The 15282-nt window shown below is 72.4% G+C and carries 14 protein-coding genes; 5 read left to right on the top strand and 9 right to left on the bottom strand.

Annotated features, from left to right (window positions below; all coding sequences use genetic code 11):
- From D7X96_RS13990 to D7X96_RS13965, 6 genes are all read right to left on the bottom strand, one after another.
- Window positions 1–1476 carry a YcaO-like family protein gene (locus D7X96_RS13990; RefSeq protein WP_120549718.1) on the bottom strand — a complete coding sequence of 492 codons (1476 nt, stop codon included), beginning with the start codon at window positions 1474–1476 and terminating at the stop codon, window positions 1–3.
- Window positions 1473–2306 (bottom strand): MBL fold metallo-hydrolase, encoded by an 834-nt coding sequence (locus D7X96_RS13985; RefSeq protein ID WP_121769935.1) that lies wholly within the window; start codon window positions 2304–2306, stop codon window positions 1473–1475. The genes D7X96_RS13990 and D7X96_RS13985 overlap by 4 nt, the downstream gene beginning before the upstream one ends.
- A complete protein-coding gene (locus tag D7X96_RS13980; protein WP_121769948.1) occupies window positions 2297–3331 on the bottom strand; it encodes a Gfo/Idh/MocA family protein in 1035 nt (344 codons plus the stop codon). The genes D7X96_RS13985 and D7X96_RS13980 overlap by 10 nt, the downstream gene beginning before the upstream one ends.
- Before the next feature lie 16 nt (window positions 3332–3347).
- The gene (locus D7X96_RS13975; RefSeq protein WP_121769934.1) at window positions 3348–4280 is read right to left on the bottom strand and encodes a hypothetical protein; all 933 of its coding nucleotides are present in this window, start codon (window positions 4278–4280) and stop codon (window positions 3348–3350) included.
- Window positions 4281–4286: 6 nt separating this feature from the next.
- On the bottom strand, window positions 4287–5513 hold the full coding sequence (locus D7X96_RS13970; RefSeq protein WP_121769933.1) for an inositol-3-phosphate synthase: 1227 nt from the start codon (window positions 5511–5513) through the stop codon (window positions 4287–4289).
- A gap of 201 nt (window positions 5514–5714) precedes the next feature.
- Window positions 5715–7157 (bottom strand): MATE family efflux transporter, encoded by a 1443-nt coding sequence (locus D7X96_RS13965; RefSeq protein WP_121769932.1) that lies wholly within the window; start codon window positions 7155–7157, stop codon window positions 5715–5717.
- 88 nt (window positions 7158–7245) lie between these two features.
- On the opposite strand from D7X96_RS13965, the gene D7X96_RS13960 reads away from it, so the two are divergent.
- The gene (locus D7X96_RS13960) at window positions 7246–8439 is read left to right on the top strand and encodes a glycosyltransferase (protein WP_121769931.1); all 1194 of its coding nucleotides are present in this window, start codon (window positions 7246–7248) and stop codon (window positions 8437–8439) included.
- On the opposite strand, the gene D7X96_RS13955 is transcribed toward D7X96_RS13960, so the two are convergent.
- Both D7X96_RS13955 and D7X96_RS13950 read right to left on the bottom strand, forming a co-directional pair.
- A complete protein-coding gene (locus D7X96_RS13955) occupies window positions 8370–9593 on the bottom strand; it encodes a glycosyltransferase family 4 protein (protein WP_121769930.1) in 1224 nt (407 codons plus the stop codon). The two genes, D7X96_RS13960 and D7X96_RS13955, sit on opposite strands and share 70 nt — an antisense overlap.
- Before the next feature lie 48 nt (window positions 9594–9641).
- Window positions 9642–10736, bottom strand: a complete 1095-nt coding sequence (locus D7X96_RS13950) for a hypothetical protein (RefSeq protein ID WP_120549725.1) — start codon at window positions 10734–10736, stop codon at window positions 9642–9644.
- Between the two features lie 240 nt (window positions 10737–10976).
- Between D7X96_RS13950 and D7X96_RS13945 the strand changes: the two genes are divergently transcribed.
- Together D7X96_RS13945 and D7X96_RS13940 are read left to right on the top strand one after the other, a co-directional pair.
- Window positions 10977–11372, top strand: coding sequence for a phage holin family protein (locus tag D7X96_RS13945; protein ID WP_121769928.1), 396 nt, complete (start codon window positions 10977–10979; stop codon window positions 11370–11372).
- A 31-nt stretch (window positions 11373–11403) separates the two neighbouring features.
- Window positions 11404–11913, top strand: coding sequence for a hypothetical protein (locus D7X96_RS13940; RefSeq protein WP_244219577.1), 510 nt, complete (start codon window positions 11404–11406; stop codon window positions 11911–11913).
- Here D7X96_RS13940 and D7X96_RS13935 read toward each other — a convergent pair whose 3' ends face one another.
- Window positions 11914–12960: a pirin family protein gene (locus D7X96_RS13935; protein ID WP_120550838.1), complete on the bottom strand. Its 1047-nt coding sequence runs from the start codon at window positions 12958–12960 to the stop codon at window positions 11914–11916.
- Window positions 12961–13234: 274 nt separating this feature from the next.
- On the opposite strand from D7X96_RS13935, the gene D7X96_RS13930 reads away from it, so the two are divergent.
- Both D7X96_RS13930 and D7X96_RS13925 read left to right on the top strand, forming a co-directional pair.
- Window positions 13235–14203 (top strand): hypothetical protein, encoded by a 969-nt coding sequence (locus tag D7X96_RS13930; protein WP_121769926.1) that lies wholly within the window; start codon window positions 13235–13237, stop codon window positions 14201–14203.
- Between the two features lie 72 nt (window positions 14204–14275).
- A complete protein-coding gene (locus D7X96_RS13925) occupies window positions 14276–15271 on the top strand; it encodes a hypothetical protein (protein ID WP_121769925.1) in 996 nt (331 codons plus the stop codon).
- The last annotated feature ends 11 nt before the right edge of the window (window positions 15272–15282 follow it).

Raw genomic sequence — 15282 nt, 5'->3', positions numbered from 1 at the left:
TCACTGCCCCCCGAAGCGGCGGCTCGCGAGCACCGCCGGCACCGCGTGACGGTCCGGCTCACGGTAGAGCGCGTACAGCCGCCCCACGCGCGCCTCCGCCAGCCGCACGTTGAACCAGACCGGTCCGCCCAGCCGCTCCTCGGCCTCCGGCGTCAGGCGCACCGGCTGCGCTCCCGGCGGCGGCGCTCCCAGGCCCACCAGCGGGTCCCGGCGCTCCAGGAGGCGCGCCGCGTTGCGCTCGCCCAGGCGGTAGTACGTCAGGGTCTCCACCTCCAGGCCCGGCACCAGCGCCTTCACCACGTGCACCTGGCGGCCCGGCGGCGACAGGTCCGCGACCAGGATGTCGAAGCCCGCCGCGTGCAGCTGCCGCACCACGTGGTCGCACCGCAGCGACGGGTCCTCCGCCGGAGGGGAGCGGGGCAGGTCCTCGAAGCGCACCTTCTGGCGGACCATCAGCGTGCACGCCGTCAGCTCGCGCAGCGACGCGGCCGGCATGCGCGCCCACTCCACCATCGCGTTGAGCGCGCGCGGCTCCTCCGCGCCAAGGTCCACCAGCGGCACGAAGCGCTCCATGTATTCCGGCGTCGCGACCCGGGCCACCTGGCTCAGCGGCCCGTGCATGAACGCCTTGCGCGCTCGCGAGCAGGCGTACTCCAGCAGCGCCTTGCGCAGCGCCCGGTCGCGGTCCGGATCCGCCGCCTCGCCGCACGCCGTCACCATCAGCGGCTGGTCCCCCACGGACAGGTCGCGGCCCACGACGTAGAGGTTCACCATGCCGAAGTCCGTGCTGGCCAGCTTCGCCATCACCTCCACGCCCGCGCGGCGGTAGCGCTCCAAAAGCTCGCGCACGTCCGGCGCCAGGTCCGCGCCCTCCAGGTCCAGCATCACGCCCTGGTCCATGGCGCGGTACATCAGCCCGTTGCCGTCGCGCTGGATCAGCTCCAGCAGGCCGTGCGCCAGCGCCTGCGGCCGCGTCAGCCCCGCGCCCTGTCCGTTGGTGATGGGCGTGATGAGCGGAGAGCGGCCCTGCAGCTGACCGGGGTGGATGGCGACGTACTCCTCCGGCACCAGCACCCGCTCGCCGGTGGACAGCCGCTGCACCTCCACCCAGATGAGGGGCATGTCCGGCGTGTACGGACTGCCCGCGGGCAGCCCCAGCGTGAGCGGATCCGCCACCGCCGTGGGGCCCCGGGCGCGCACCAGCGCCGCGTAGCTGCCGTGCACGCGCGGCATGCGGTGCATCGCGAGCTCGCAGAAGGTCTCCTCCACCAGCTCGCCCAGCGCGCCCACCCGCGCCTCTTCGTCCGTGCGGCCATAGCCGTTGCCGTGCAGCGCCTCGCCCGGCTTGTCCCCCAGGCGCAGGCTGGCGGAGGCCACCGGAATCCCCAGCCGGTCGATGGGGTCGATGCGGAAACTCTGCAGGGCGCCGGTGGACACGGCGCGGTGATAGGCGTCCAGGGCTTGGGCAATGCTCATGACAGTTCCTCCAATGGCAGGGGACGGGTGTGCGGCATGCCCGCGAGCAGCCGGTCGAACAGCGCCAGCGCGTGCTTGCGGGTGACGCCGCGCGCGAACTCGAACGAGGTGAAGACGTTCTCGAACGGCAGCTGCTTGAGCACGGCGCGGTAGCGGCGCAGCTCGTCGTGGCTCAGCGGAATCGCGTAGTGGAAGCCCTTGTGGCACGACAGGGCCGTGGGCCGGCCTTGCGCGTCCAGGTCCACCTTCAGCGCGTCTCCGCAGAACAGGGAGCGGCTGCGCGCGTCGTACAGCACCATCTGGCCTTCGTAGTGGCCGCCCACGCAGTGCAGGGTCAGGCCCGTCGCCAGTTCCTGCTCGTCATCCACCGGCCAGCGCACCTGGAAGGCCTTGCTGTAGGGCACCGCGTCCCGGTGCAGCACCAGCAGCGGGTCGAAGCGCTCCTGCAACTGCCACAGCGCCCCGAAGCCGTGCGGATGCGACGCGGACAGCATGTGGAGGCCGCCCATCACCTCCATGAACTCCAGCGCGGGCCGCGAGTACCAGGGCGCGCCCTCGAAGCCCACGTTGCCTTCGGGCCTGCGCAGGAACCAACCCGTGGAGCCCAGGCCGAAGGGCGGCGTGCAGCTGAAGCTCCAGATGCCGGGCAGCACCTCCTCCCAGCGCGTGGCGAGCCGCTCCGACAGCTGGCCCGCCGTCTGGAAATCCCAGCCGTCGCTCGGCAGCGCGTTGCGCACGTCCATGCAGGTGGGGCAGCTGGTGGGCTTCTCACGCGGGAAGCCCGGCTGCCACGTGCCGCAGTGGGAGCAGGCGTAGCGGGTCAGTGGCATGGCGGAAACGCCTTTCCGGCCCACGTGGCCTGCGTGAGCAGCCCCACGAGCCGCACGTCGCGCTCCGGGGCGAAGGGCTGCGGGCGTCCCTCCAGCACGCACGCGGAGAAGGCCTCCACCTGGTGCAGGAAGGGGCTTTGGTCCTCCTCCGGCGACAGCGGGATGAACGTCTCCTCGCCCGTCTTCGCGTCGGTGAGGGACAGGGAACCGCCGGGCGTCTGGCCCAGGGTCTTGTACGCGAGCGCGCGCGCCTTCGTGCCGATGAGCTCCAGCGTGCGCCGGGGGTACGCGTCCGGGCAGTTGTAGGCCACCTGCAACATGCCCAGCGTGCCGCTCCGGAACTGGCCCATCAGCACCGCGCCGTCGTCCACGGCGTAGGGGTGCACGCGCCGCTGGGTCATCGCGGTGAGCGATATCCATTCGTCGCCCAGCAGGACCTCCAGCAGGTCCAGGCCGTGCGGGGCCAGGTCGATCATCGCGCCGCCGCCGGCCTGCTCCGGGTCGATGCGCCAGTTGTCCGGCGCCCAGTCCGGGGGCAGCCAGCAGGCGTAGTGGATGCGCGCCTGGGTGACGGTGCCCAGCGCGCCCTCCTTCACCAGCGTGCGCAGCTTGCGGTGCGCTGCATGATGGCGCTGGTCGAACGCGGTGGCGTAGTGCACGCCCGCGCGCTGGCAGGCGGACACCATGCGCAGGCCATCCCGTGGCGTGACGGCCATGGGCTTCTCACACAGCACGTGCTTGCCCGCCGCCGCGCACGCCTCCGTCATCGCCGCGTGCAGGTGGTTGGGCGTGGCGATGTAGACGGCCTGCACGTCCCTGTCCGCCAGCACCGCCCCCAGTGCGGTGTGGCGGCTCACGTCGTCCGCCCGGATGCGCATCAGCGCCTCCGCGTTCGCGTCGCACAGGGCCACCAGCCGCGCGTTGCTCGCGCCCTGGAGCGCGGGGATGACGTAGTCCCGCGCCACCCAGCCACAGCCCACCACCGCCCAGCCCAGCTTCCGGGTCTTCGGCTTCGCTTCGAACATGGTCACCGCCTCCGGCTCATGGCCACACCGCCGCTTCGCGCAGCACGTCGTTGCCGAACGTCTGGAGCGGGCCGGGGTGGATCAACTCCAGGTCCTCCATCGCCTGGCGCAGGGTGAAGCCCGCCGCTCGCGCGTGGGCCTCCAGCTCCAGCACCCGGTCCAGCGCGTCCGCGGCGTTGAAGGCGCGCGCCTCCGCCGAGTCCACGTTGCCCGTGAGCGCCAGCGCCTCCTTCACGACGCCGGCCAGCCGCTCCGGCAGCGCGGCCAGGGCCTTCTCCGTCAGGCGCTTCATCACGGGCTCCAGCAGGTCGCCCAGGAGCGCCTCGCCGCCGTAGCCCGCGTCCGGCAGCGTCGCGTTGAAGAGGTGATGCGACAGCCCCGCCACGAAGGGCAGGGCAGGGGAGGCGTTGAAGCGCGGCGCGACGAGCACCGCGGCCACCGCCACCGCGTAGCAGTGGTCCGCGTGGCCCTCCTGCGGCGAGACAATGATGCGCGCCCGGCCGGGGAACGTGGCCCCGGCGCGGGGCTGGCGCACCAGCCGCTCCACGAACAGGGGCGGCGGCACGTGACACGCTTCCTCCGGCGTCTGCGCGAGCGCCACGGACAGCCGCTCGCGCAGACCGGGGTCCAGGGGGGCTGCCACCGCGTCCAGGCCCCGGTGCAGCACCCGCGTCGCCTCCAACGGGGACAGCCCCGCCCGCTGGAGGACGTCCAGGTCCAGGCCGCCCAGCCGCACCGCCGCCACCGCGCGCGCCGTCTCCTGCAGCGCCACGCTGCGCGGGTCCATGCCGGAGGCCAGCGCGGCCCACGCGCGGCGGAAGCCATGCGCCGCCAGTCCCTCCGGATGGTCCGGAGTGCGGATGCGCTTGAGGTCCATCAGCTCGGACAGGAGCGGGCGGAGCTCCGCCAGACGGCCCGGGGCTGCCGTGTCACGCGCGGGTGCGTTCATGGTGCTCTAGCCCCGGAGGCGCTGCGGGGTGCGCTCCGCCTGCTGCACGCGTCCCTTGGACAGCCACGCCATCAGGCGGCGCTGCTGCTCCGGCATGGCGTGCTCCACGGGCTGACCGTCCGGGGACATGGGCGCCTTGAAGAAGCAGCCCAGCGCGTCGATGACGCCGGCCTCTCCCCGGCGCTTGGCCAGGTCCAGCGTGCGCGCCAGCTCCACGACGAGCGGCGCGGCGAGGATGGAGTCCTTGCAGAGGAAGTTGAGCTTCAGCTGCATGGGCTGCCCCAGGAAGCCCGTCACGTCGATGTTGTCCCAGGCCTCCTTGTTGTCCCCGCGCGGGCGGTAGTACTGGATGGAGACGACGTGGTCCTGGACCTTGTAGCCAAGGATGCTGTCCAGCGCGGCGCCCTTGGTGTCGAGCTTGTTCTGCTTCGACGCCGGGTCGTTGAGGGCCTCACCGTCGCGGTTGCCCAGGATGTTGGTGGAGTACCAGCCGTCCACGTGCAGCGCGCGGTCGCGCAGCGCGGGCGCGAGCACCGTCTTGAGCAGCGTCTGCCCCGTCTTGCCGTCCTTGCCCGCGATGGGCGCGCCGGTGCGCTGCGCCAGCATCAGCAGCGCGGGCACGTCCGCGGCGACGCTGGGCGTGAAGTTGGCGAACGGGATGCCGTCCACGATGGCCGCGTACGCGTAGAGCATCGCGGGGCCGATGTCCGGGTCGTTCGCGTCCAGGGCCTTCTCGAAGGCCTCCGGCGTGGCGAACTCCGGACGGGTGAGGTCCACGGCCTTCTCCGTGGAGGCCAGGTTCACCACCACCACGCGGTCCAGCTTCTCGTGTTCCTTGAAGCGCGCCAGGTCCTCGCGGATGGCCTGCACCTGTTCGCGCAGCGTGCGCGCCTTCTTCGTCGCGGTGCCGACGACGTTCTTGCAGAAGCTCGCGTTGGAGGCCGCGGGCCACGGCCGCATGCGGCCCAGCGTGGGCGCCACCGCCTCCAGCTGCGCCTCCGTCAGCACGGCGTGGTTGCGCGCCGCGTGCGCCAGGTCGTCCTCGAACAGGTCCCAGCCGCCGAACGTCAGCGCGCCGTACTCCACCAGCCCCATTCCCTTGGCGTCCGCCAGCGGCAGGCCTCGCGTGTCCACCCGCCCCCGGCGCAGCAGCTCCATGCCCGCCACCGCCGTCGTCGCCACCGCGCCGCCCAGACCCACCACCGCCACGCCCAACCGCTCGTTGCCCGCCATGTGTGAAGCCCCTCCCCCACCGTTGTGCCCCGTGCTCTCGCGGCGACACTTTGGCGGCGCCCCGGGGTGGCGGGAGCCCCGTGGCAGGAGGCGCCAGGCGGCGCCTACTTGCTGCGAGAGTGCCGGGATAGTCCGCACTCCCCGAGGGCTTTCAACTCAGCCCCCCGGGAGGTGCGGACTGTCGGCCGGTGGAGGACGGCCTCAGACGTGTCGCAGCTTCCAGCCGCCGCGGCGGAAGAGGGCGGCGCTCGCCAGGCCCAGCGCCCCGTAGGTGACGGCGATGGCGATGAACGCACCCGCCGGCCCCAGGCCCAGCGGATGGGAGAGGACCCACGCCAGCGGCAGCTGGAGGCCCCAGGAGAAGAGGGCGTTCACCACGGTGGGGGTGGTGGTGTCCCCCGCGCCGTTGAAGGCGTGGGGCAGCACGGTGACGAAGGCGTAGAGGGCCAGGCTGCAGCTGACGATGCGCAGGCAGCGCGCGGCGTGCAGGCCCACTTCCGGGTCCGTGGTGAAGCGGTGGATGAGCGGCTCCGCGAAGAGCCAGAGGCCCACCGCCACCACACCCAGGAACGCGAGCGTATAGAAGCTGGCGCGCCACGCGGCCTTCTCCGCGCGGTCGGTGTCGCCCGCGCCCAGGCTCTGGCCCACCAGCGTGCCCGCCGCGTGGGAGAGGCCCCACGACGGCTGCTGCACGAAGAGCAGGATGCGCATGGCCAGCGTGTAGCCCGCCAGCGCCGTGCTGCCGAAGGTGGCCACGATGCGCATCAGCACCAGCCAGCTGGACATGCCCAGCAGCGACTGGAGCGTGGCGCCTCCCGACAGCTTCAGCAGCGAGCGCAGCGTGGGCAGCTCCACGCGCAGGTGGCGGCGGTGCAACTCCAGACGTCCGCTGCCCTTGAGCAGGCGGTACACCTGATACAGCACGCCGGTGGAGCGGCCCACGGTGGTGGCCAGCGCGGCGCCGGTGACGCCCATCGCGGGCACGGGGCCCAGGCCGAAGATGAACAGCGGCGCGAGCACGATGTTCACGGAGTTGGCCAGCCACAGCGCGCGCATGGACGTGGCCGCGTCCCCCGCGCCGCGCAGGATGGCGCTGATGAGGAACAGGAGCGTGATGATGGGGAAGCTGGCCAGCATCAGCCGCGTGTAGCCGGCGCCATGCTCAATCACGCCGGGCGCGGCGCCCAGGGCCGTGAGCAGCGGCCGCGCGAAGAAGCTGCCCGCGAAGGCCAGCGGCACGGACAGCGCGAGCCCCAGGCCCAGGGCCTGCACGGCGGCGCTGGAGGCGCGCTCCGGGTCCTTCTGCCCGATGCGGCGCGCGATGAGCGCGGTGGCGCCGATGGACAGACCCAGCGGCAGGGTCTGCAGGAGCGTGAGCATGGACTCGGTGAGGCCCACGGTGGCGATGGCGTCCGCGCCCAGGCGCGACACGAAGAGCACGTCCACCAGGGCGAAGACGGACTCCATCACCATCTCCAGCACCATGGGCACGGACAAGAGCAGGAAGGCGCGATCCACGGGCCCGGTGGCCAGGTCCTCGGTAGAGCCCTTCACCGCCAGCCACAGGGAGGCAAGGAGGCCCTTGGAACCCGAGGTGGAAGGGGAGGCATCCGGGGAGAGCGTTTCAGTCGGGGGTTGCGTCATGGATAGGTCGTTGCAACGGGACGCCTTCCGCCTTTCATCCCTCGCGGTTCCCCGCCTGCCGGCGCGCGCGGCCGGGTAGATTCAGGGCATGGCTTCCGGTCCCCGCGTCCTCCTCCTCGCCGAGCGCTTCCCCCCTGACATCGGAGGGCTCGCGCGGAGCGGCGCGCGCACCGCGGGCTCGCTCGTGCGGCTGGGCGCACGCGTGGACGTGGTGGCCTGGACGCGCACGGCGCAGCCCGGGGCGCTGGAGACGGTGCCGGACGCGGAGGCCGTGTCCCCGTTCGCGAAGGGCGTGACGCTGCACCGGCTGGGACTGTTCGGCAGCGCGGACCTGTCCATGCAGCACACGCTCGATGTGCTCGGCCACCTGCACGCGCGGCGCAAGTACGACCTGGTGTGGGGGCACTACCTGTATCCGCCGGGGTTCCTGGCGGTGGTGTTCGCGCAGAGCGCGGGGCTCAAGTCCGTCATCAGCGCGCGGGGCAATGACGTGGATCAGTTGATGTTCCCGCCGGGGGACTTCGCCCGCCTGCTCTGGACGATTCAGCGGGCGGATGTGCTCACGGCCGCGTCCGCGGACCTGGGCCGCAAGATGGCGATGCTGATGGGCCGCGACCCAGGCGTGGAGGTCATCCCCAACGCGGTGGACACGGCGCTGTTCTCACCGGGCCCGGTGGACGCGGCCCTGCGCGAGCGGTTGGGCATCCTGCCGGGCGAGGCGGTGCTCGGCTTCTCCGGGGAGCTGCGCCACAAGAAGGGGCTGCCGTTCCTCCTGTCCGCGCTCACCGAGGTGCGGCGCGTGCGGCCCGCGTGCCTGCTGGTGATTGGTGAGGTGCGCGCGCGGGATGCCGAGCACCTGGTGGCCTACCGGGCGGAGCATCCGGAGGACGCGGCGCGGATCATCATCTCCGGCGCGCTGGAGTCCCCGGGGCTCATCTCAAAATACCTGCGGCTGTGTGATGTGTATTTGCAGCCGTCGCTGTGGGAGGGCATGCCCAACGCGCTGCTGGAGGCGATGGCGTGCGCGCGGCCGGTCATCGCCAGCGACGCGGGCGGCATCCCGGAGGCGGTGGAGTCCGGGGTGAATGGCTTCATCGTGGAGAAGGCGCTGCTCAACCACCTGGGGCAGGCGTGCCTGGACGTGCTGGGGATGCCGGAGGCGAAGCGCGCGGCGCTGGGGACGGCGGCGAGAGCGCGAATCGAGGCGGGCTTTCAGGCGGACGCGGAGGCCCGGGTGTTGTCCCGCGTGCTGGCGCGCGCCATCCCCAAATCTTCCGCGTAGGTGTTCACGAGCGCTTCCTGCGCGCGGCCCCACGGGAAGTCCCGCTCCACGCGGGCGCGGGCGTTGGCGCTCATCGCGGCGCCGAGCGCGGGGTTGGCGGCGAGGTCCTTCACGGCCTCGGCGATGGCCTTGGGTGAGCCGGGGCGGATGCGGTAGGCCTCGGTCCCTTCCGCGAGCGCGCGCGTCACCGGCAGGTCGCTGACGACGACGGGCGTGCCGGTGGCCATGGCCTCCAGCAGCTTCAGCGGGCAGCAGCCCTGCACGCAGTTGCGGTCGTTCACGGGCAGCGGCACGAGCACGACGTCGCAGGCGTGGTGCAGCCGGGCCAGCTCCTCCTGGGGCAGGGGTTCGAGGATTTCCACCGCGCCCTGGAGCACGAGGTCTCCGCACCGGTCCAGGAGCGCGCGGCGCGCGTGCTTGCGCAGCGGGCCCACGAGGGTGAGCGTCACCGGCAGGTCGCGGCGCAGGATGCGGCAGGCGTCGATGGCGTGGTGCACGCCCTGCCACGCGGTCATGGTGCCGCTGTAGAGCATGCGCAGCGGGCGGCCGGCTTCGGCGGGGCGTGGGGGCGCGTAGCGGAACACGTCCAGGTCCACGCCGTTGGGGATGACGCGCAGGCGCTTGGGGTCCGCGCCGCGTGCAATCAGGTGCTCGGCGGTGACGGCGCTGGGAGTGACGAGGAGGTCCGCGGCGTGGAGGCATGTCTCCTCCTGCGCGAGGAGCTTGCGCATCAGCTCCGCGTCGTCGGCGACGTCGGGGTGGTGGTACTTGAGCTCGATGGAGGGCAGGCCGTTGACCTCGTAGACGAGCGCGTCGGTGAGGGCGGCCTTGCGCCGGGCGATGGGGTAGCCCTCGAAGATGGAGCGGACGTGGACGACCTTCGCGCGCGGCCGGCCCTGCCACCACGCGCCCAGGTGCGAGCGGAACGTCAGCGCCTGGGAGATGAGGTCTTTCCCGCGGGCACCCAGCGGGTGGTAGGTGATGGCGGGGCCCAGGGCAGGCGGGGGAGCACCGGGCGCATCGCCGATGGCCACCAGGTCCACCGGGCCGAACGCGGCGCCCAGGGCCTCCACGAAGGCTCGGATGTGCACGGCGGCGCCCTTGGGCGCGGGGAAGCGGTCGAAGGACGCGTAGACGATTCCAGATGAGCCCACGTCCCGGTGCTACCGCGACGGCGGCCCGGCGGCAAACGGGCCCGCGGCTCAGCCCCGGACGCGTGAGGGCCGGGTGCCCTGCTCCTGGGAGTCCAGGGGCGCGATGGGCTCCTGCATCGGCCGCAGCCCCGTCCGCTCCGCCTCGTTGACGGACTCGAGCGCCTCGCTGATGGCGGCCAGCTCTTCCCGCACGCGGCTCAGGCCCTGCTCGGCGTCGGCGGGCGCGGCCGTCGGTCCGCTCTGTCCGTGGACCTGGACCAGCTGGGTGGCCACGCCTTCAATGCTCCAGCGCAGGCGGGTGAGCTCGGCGTCCAGCCGGTCCGCGTTGCGTGCCAGCCGCTCGCGCTGCGCCCGCTGGGCATCGATGGCGTCCACGGCGCTCTGCAGCGAGGCGCGCACCTGCGGATCCGTTGACGCCGTGATGCGCGCGGAGAGCGTCGTGCGCTCCGCGTCGAGCCGGCCCATCAGCTCCGGGCTGACCTCGCGGCGCAGGCCCTGCTCGCGCTCCCGCAGGTCGTGGCAGGAGCGGCGCAGCGCCTTCACGGACTCCTCGCCTCCGCTGAGGAAGCCCCGCACGGCCGGGGACGCCTTGCGGAAGGCGGCCTCCAGCCGGTCGCAGACCTCGTCCAGTTCGCGCAGCCGCGCATCCTCCTGGAACACCGCGACCGCGTCCGGAACCCGCTCCAGGGGCGCGCCGGAGGAGCCCTCGGTCGAAGCGATGTGCCCACCGGCTCCCAGGTGACCTCCCGAGGACAGCCGCGCGTTCCGGCCGACGGTGGCCCCCGCGCCGACGCTGGCGGCGCGCTCCACGGTCGCCCCCTCCTGGATGGTGGCGCCCCAGCCGACGACGGCCCCCCGCTGCACCGTCGCGCCGCGCTGCACGGTGGCGCCCATGCGGATGACGGCTCCGCTTTCGATGACCGCGCCGGCCTGCACGGTGGCGCCCATCTCGATGACGGCACCGGGCTCGATGCGCGCCGAGCTGGAGATCTCCGCCCCCAGGCCGATCCGCGCGGAACCGGCCCCCTGCGCCCGTGCGGCGCTCGCCGCGCCCAGGGCTCCGCGCACGATGAAGAGGACGCCGGAGCTGACGGCGAGCGCGCCCGCGGGGATGAAGAGCCAGGGTGTGAGGAGGGCGCCCATGACGCCAACGCCCGCGCCTCCGAGGAGGAGACTTCCGCCCACCGCCCCCAGGACCCGCTGTGCCACCGCCCGGCGTTCCCCGGTCCTGGCCAGTGCCTTCTGCTCCATGGTGCCTCCCATGTTCCCCACGGGATGGGGTTCTAGCGCGAACGGGCGTGCCTTGCCCCGCCCCCCTGCCGCTCACGTCCGAAGGCCCGGTCCTAGCTTTTCTCCAGACCCCTCAACCCAGCGGAGCGCACCATGGACGAACAGAAGCAGCAGGCCGGGCAGCCGCAGCAGCGCCCGTCGCTGATGTCGACGATCCTCACGCAGGGCAAGCGCATCCTCACGAAGGAGGCGGAGCTCGCCCGGAAGGACTTGAAGGAGGACGCGAAGAACACCGCGAAGAGCACGCTGTTGCTGGGCGCGAGCGCGTGGATGGGGATGACGGGGGTGAGCGCGCTCGTCATCGCGGCGGCCCTCGCGCTGCCGAAGCGGCCCGTCAAAGGCGCGCTCTGGATGGGCGGCGTGCTGGTGGGCGGCTCGCTGGGCATGGGCCTCGCCGGGCTGCGCACCCTGCCTCACAAGCCCATGGGCCGCTCCCGCGAAGGGCTCCAGACGATTGCCTCCACCGTCGAGGAGAAGCTCACGCACTGAACAGGAGAAGAGTTCGGGCAGGATGGCGCTCATGCTCATGAACTCCGTGGTGATGGTGGCGCTGCTCGCGGCAGCGCCCGCCCCCAAGTTCCAGCCTCTCACGTGGAAGGTGACCGGCACGGACGTCACGTTCGAGATGTCGTCCAAGGACCTGCGCGCGCTGCGTGACGGCAAGGAGGTCTTCGGCCTCCAGTCGCGCAAGAAGGACTTCCTGGCCAGCGTCACGGAGGGCGTGGACGCCACGCAGGACACGTCCGGCTGGGAGGCCGCGCAGTCCTTCACCGTGCTGTCCGTGGTGGGCCCGTACGTGAGCCACGAGGAATCCAACGGCGGCTACACCGGGGGGGGCTACGCGGCGGAGATGTGCCGGGGGAACATGTACGTGGTGGGCCTGCTCTTGCCCATCCCCGCGTCGCTGAAGCCCGCCCTGGAGCGCGCGAACACGCGCCAGGAGGGCTTCCTCATGAAGGACGCCAAGGCCGTCAAGGCGCCCTCCGTGAGCTTCCAGTGGGAGGGCGCCGAGGCGAAGAAGAAGCCCTGATCAGGCCGGCTTCTCGACGTGGCCGTCCGCGTGCCGCGCGAAGCGTCCTTCCTCTCGCGCGTGCACCGGGTCGTGGCTGGGCCAGGGCCAGCCGCCGAAGCCCGTGCGCTGGTAGTCCGCGAAGGCCTGCTGGATCTCCTGCCGCGAGTTCATCACGAACGGGCCGTACTGCACGACCGGCTCGCCAATGGGCTTGCCCTGGAGCAGCAGCAGCTCCGCCGTCTCCGGACCGTTCTCCAGCACCACGTCCACGTCCGCGCGCAGCTCGATGGCGTTGCGCGCCGGCACCGCCCGGCCGCCCACCTTCATCCCGGAGCCCAGGAAGAAGTAGAGCATCCGGTTCGTGCCGCGCACCGCCGCCGGCAGCGTCCAGCGCGCGCCCGGCTCCATCTTCAGCGTCCAGATGGCCACGTCCGCGTCCGGGTTCGCGGCCCAGGACTTGGGCGGCGGAGGCGGCGCCTTCACGTCACCCAGGTTGCCCGCCACCACGGTGACTTCCGTGGCGCGGCCCGCGTCGTCCTTCGCCACGTGGCGCGGGATGACGTGGTTCCACAACATGGAGAAGTGCGCCTGCACCATCTTGTTGGCGCGCGGCAGGTTGAGCCAGATTTGAAACAGCTCGATGTGGTTGCCCTGGTCCTGCTTGAGCAGCGGGAACATCTCCGAGTGGTTGATGCCGCCGCCGGCCGTGAGCCACTGCACGTCGCCCCCGCCAAAGCGCGCCGCCGCGCCCAGCGAGTCCGAGTGGTCGAGCAGCCCGTTGCGCACGATGGTCACCGTCTCGAAGCCCCGGTGCGGGTGCTGCGGGAAGCCCGGCACGACGGTGCCGTGGTACATGTTCCAGCCGTCCCGCCCCGCGAAGTCCTGGCCGATGTCCCGGCCCGCGAGCGACGCCTTGGGCCCCAGCTTCTCGTTGCCCTGGGGATAGCGGTCGTCATGGTGAACGCAGAAGAGGAACGGATCCGGCGTCCGCCACGGGGTGGGGGACGGCCCGAGCGGATCCACGCGGACCACGGCTTCCGGTTGCTGCGTCTGCTGCTGGCTCATCTTCGACTCCTCTGCCTTTCCCGAACCGCGTGAACACCCCGCGGTCACGGTAGAGATGCCCGCCGCCGCGATGAGTTTCAGCGCCGCTCTCCGGCTCACTTCGTCCAAGGTCCACCTCGCGCCCGATGCCGTTGAGGGCCGTTCCAGTCTACTTGACCCGCGGCCCGGCGCCCTGCCTGCCAGGCCAGCGGGCCGGCCCTGGTCAGGAGGGCGGGCGCCCCCTACGCTCACGCGCGTTCTTCCGCCCGACGGGCATCGCAGGGAGTCCACCGCCTTGGCGGTCAACGTCAGCCGCTTCCACGAACGCTTCACCTATCAGGCCCGCGCGCCGGTGCCGGCGCTGCTCGAGGACCTGGAGGTCCTGTCCCGGCTGGATGCCCGCGCGGAAGGGCAGCGGCGCGTGCTGTCGCGGGCGGGGGGAACCGCCGCGATTCTTGGCGGGGCCCTGGCCCTCCTGTGCCGTCAGGTGTGGGCAGGCGCCGTGGACCCGACGGAGGGGTTGGGCGTGATCTCCGGGGCCATCCTGATCACGGGCGGGGTGGGCGGTGCGGCGTTCGTGGTGGGAATCGGCCTCCTGGTGTGGCGTGCCTTGCTCCGCAAGCGCGACCTGGACAACCGCCGCTATGACCTGGCCCGGGTGCTGCTCCAGCGCCTCCAGGTGGACCTGGCCCCGAAAGCGCCGGTGCGGCTCAAGCTGGACCTGCGCGCGCCGGACGAGCCTGACAAGCACGCCGGGCAGGGCATGGTGGGCGAGTGGTCCACGGAGTTCTTCGTGGACCCGTGGTTCTCCCTGGAGACCCGGCTGGCGGACGGCACCTTCGTGCGGATCCGCATGGTGGAGCGGTTCCAGAAGCGCAAGCGCACCCGGACGACCGTCAGCTTCCTGAGGATCCAGAGGAAGACGAAGGGGAAGCACAAGAGCTGCGCCGTGCTGGACGTGTCCGCGCGCGTGAAGCCGGAGCGCTACCCGGGCCTGGAGCAGCTCAAGACCCGCGCCACCGGCGCCGTGCGCCTGCCCCCGCGCGTCCAGCTGTCGCGGGTGCGGCTCGCCGCGGATCGGCTGTCCCTGCGTGCCCGGCTGTCCGGCGAATGGGTGGCGCGGGCGGAGCGAGCGGAGGCACTGGAGAAGGAAGACGCGTCCCGCACCGCGACGATGATGCTGCTCTCGCTCTACCAGGTGCTGGGCTACGCGCGGCGGCGGGCGAAGCGTCAGGCGGCGCGCGGGCGCCTCGAGCCGGTTTGACCGTCGTCCGCGCGGGCCCCTACGCTCGCGCGTGGTTTTCCGCCCGACGGGCGTCGCAGGGGGCCCACCGCAGTGCCGGTCAACGTCAGCCGCTTCCACGAGGTCTTCCGCTACCAGTCCCGCGCGCCGGTGCCGGACCTGCTCGAGGACATGGACGTCCTGTCCCAGCTGGACGCTCGCGCGGAGAAGCAGCGGCTGGCGCTGGCGTGGGGCGGCTGGCTCACCGTCAGTCCCGGCGGCCTGATGGCCCTGCTGGCCTATGTCATCTGGGTGGGCAACCAGGAGTCGAGGAACGGGCTCTCCGAGGAGGCCGAACACCTGCTGGCGGTCACGGGCACGGTGGGCTTGCTGCTGGTGGTCGCGGGAGTGCTGCTCTTCCTGTGGCGCTTCGGCCTGCGGCGGCGCGACCTGGACAACCGGCGCTACGGGCTGGCGCGGGCGCTGCTCCAGCGCCTGGAGCTGGACCTGGGCCCGGACGCGCCGGTGTGGCTCAAGCTGGACCTGCGCGCGCCGGACGTGCTCGACAAGCGCGTGAAGCAGGACATGGTGGGGTGGTGGAACACGGACTTCTTCGTGGACCCGTGGTTCAAGCTGGAGGCCCGGCTCGCGGACGGCGCGTTCGTGCAAATCGCCATGACGGAGCACCTCCAGAAGCGCGAGCGCTCCAAGACGAGCGCCAGCGGCAAGACGCGCACGAAGACCAAGCGCAAGGGCTTCGCCCGGCTGAGCGTGTCCGTGCGCGTGAAGCCGGAGCGCTACCCCGGCCTGGAGCGGCTGAAGGTCCGCGCCACCGCCGCCACGCGCCTGCCCCGGCGCGTCGAGCTGGAGCGGGTGCGCGTCGCCGCGGGCCGGCTGTCCCTGCGCGCCCGGCTGTCCGACGAATGGGTGGCGCGGGCGGGACGCGAGCCGGGCGACCCGGAGACTCCGGCCTTCTGGAAGCAGGCGCTGGAGAAGGACGACGCGTCCCGCACCGCGACGATGATGCTGCTCTCGGTCTACCAGGTGCTGGGCTACGCGCGGCGGCGGGCGAAGCAGCAGGCGGCGCGCGGACGCCGCCAGCGGGTTTGACCTGCCTGGGG

It is taken from the genome of Corallococcus interemptor, from assembly GCF_003668875.1.
Taxonomy (GTDB): Bacteria; Myxococcota; Myxococcia; order Myxococcales; family Myxococcaceae; genus Corallococcus; species Corallococcus interemptor.
Note: the sequence above shows the minus strand (reverse complement) of the source record. Positions and strands in the feature narration are given on the sequence as shown.

Bases quoted from the DNA above. Each gene is read 5' to 3' on its own strand.
- D7X96_RS13960 (WP_121769931.1), top strand. From the start codon at position 7,246: ATGGCTTCCGGTCCCCGCGTCCTCCTCCTCGCCGAGCGCTTCCCCCCT.
- D7X96_RS13945 (WP_121769928.1), top strand. From the start codon at position 10,977: ATGGACGAACAGAAGCAGCAGGCCGGGCAGCCGCAGCAGCGCCCGTCG.
- D7X96_RS13980 (WP_121769948.1), bottom strand. From the start codon at position 3,331: ATGTTCGAAGCGAAGCCGAAGACCCGGAAGCTGGGCTGGGCGGTGGTG.
- D7X96_RS13950 (WP_120549725.1), bottom strand. From the start codon at position 10,736: ATGGGCGCCCTCCTCACACCCTGGCTCTTCATCCCCGCGGGCGCGCTC.
- D7X96_RS13935 (WP_120550838.1), bottom strand. From the start codon at position 12,960: ATGAGCCAGCAGCAGACGCAGCAACCGGAAGCCGTGGTCCGCGTGGAT.
- D7X96_RS13985 (WP_121769935.1), bottom strand. From the start codon at position 2,306: ATGCCACTGACCCGCTACGCCTGCTCCCACTGCGGCACGTGGCAGCCG.
- D7X96_RS13965 (WP_121769932.1), bottom strand. From the start codon at position 7,157: ATGACGCAACCCCCGACTGAAACGCTCTCCCCGGATGCCTCCCCTTCC.
- D7X96_RS13940 (WP_244219577.1), top strand. From the start codon at position 11,404: ATGCTCATGAACTCCGTGGTGATGGTGGCGCTGCTCGCGGCAGCGCCC.
- D7X96_RS13975 (WP_121769934.1), bottom strand. From the start codon at position 4,280: ATGAACGCACCCGCGCGTGACACGGCAGCCCCGGGCCGTCTGGCGGAG.
- D7X96_RS13990 (WP_120549718.1), bottom strand. From the start codon at position 1,476: ATGAGCATTGCCCAAGCCCTGGACGCCTATCACCGCGCCGTGTCCACC.
- D7X96_RS13970 (WP_121769933.1), bottom strand. From the start codon at position 5,513: ATGGCGGGCAACGAGCGGTTGGGCGTGGCGGTGGTGGGTCTGGGCGGC.